The sequence below is a fragment of the Pseudomonas sp. 2VD genome, assembly GCF_005503585.1.
Classification (GTDB): Bacteria; Pseudomonadota; Gammaproteobacteria; order Pseudomonadales; family Pseudomonadaceae; genus Pseudomonas; species Pseudomonas aeruginosa.
Map to the genome: position 1 here is coordinate 1 of NZ_SCND01000678.1, position 1,114 is coordinate 1,114.

A 1,114-nucleotide genomic window follows, 5' to 3' on the forward strand; every position below is an offset into this window, starting at 1 on the left:
GGTTATCCGCCGTGAAACCCGGCGTAACGGCGGATAGCGCCTGCGGCGCTATTCGCCCTACTCGGCAAGCCGTTCCGCCCGGAGGCGCTGCCCAACCCTCGACATGTCCCCGTAGGGCGAATAACCGCTCGCGGTTATCCGCCGTGAAACCCGGCGTAACAGCGGATAGCGCCTGCGGCGCTATTCGCCCTACCCGGCAAGCCGTTCCGTCCGGCGGCGCTGCCCAACCCTCGACATGTCCCTGAACGGCCGCACCGTCGGGCCGCGGGTTCAGGTGCTCTCCCGCGCCATCAGCTCGAACCCCATGTCCAGCGCGCTATCGCGCACCTCCTTGCCGGCGATCAGCGCCAGCAACTGCTCCGCCGCGCGCCGGCCGATGGCTTCGCGCGGGGTGCGGATGCTGCTCAGGCGCGGGACCGTGCAGTCCGAACCCGGCAGGTCGTTGAAACCGAGCACGGCGATCTGCTCCGGCACCTTGACCCCACGGCGCAGGGCCTCCAACAGCGCGCCCTGGGCCAGGTCGTCGTTGCAGAAGAACACCCCGTCGACCTGCGGCTGGCTGGCCAGCAACTGCACGAAGAGTTCGCCGCCGAGGGCCACCGAGGACGGCCGCGGCGTAAGGATTTCCAGCCCCGGGTCGTAGCAGCCGGCTTTTTGCAAGGCGCGGCGGAACCCCTCGCCGCGCAGCAGGGTGCGCTGGTCGAGCTGGGCGCCGATGTAGGCCAGGCGCCTGCGGCCGCGTGCCAGCAGGTGCTCGGCAGCGGCCTCGCCGGCGCGCAACTGGGAGAAGCCGACGCAATTGAGCCCGGCGCCGGAGTCCAGGTCCATCATGTACACGCAGGGAATGCCGCTGGCCTCGATCATCCGCCGGGCGCTCTCGGTGCGCTCGAAGCCGGTCAGCAGCAGGCCGCGCGGCTGGTAGGCCAGGTAGTTGCGGATCAGGTCCTCTTCCTCGTTGCGCGAGTAGTGGAAGTTGCCGATCAGCACCTCCAGGCCCTGCGGCCGCAGTACCGCGTGGATCGCCTCGAGGGTCTCGATGAACAGCAGGTTGGCCAGCGACGGCACCAGCACCGCCACGCTGTGGCTTTGCGCCGAGGCCAGCGCGCGCGCCGCG

Annotated in this window: 1 protein-coding gene; it reads right to left on the reverse strand. The window is 70.1% G+C overall.

The window, feature by feature from the left end; all coding sequences use genetic code 11:
- Positions 1-270 precede the first annotated feature (270 nt).
- Positions 271-1,114: LacI family DNA-binding transcriptional regulator GntR (gntR, locus tag FFS27_RS33020; RefSeq protein WP_137952572.1), on the reverse strand; the 844-nt coding region annotated here is incomplete at its 5' end.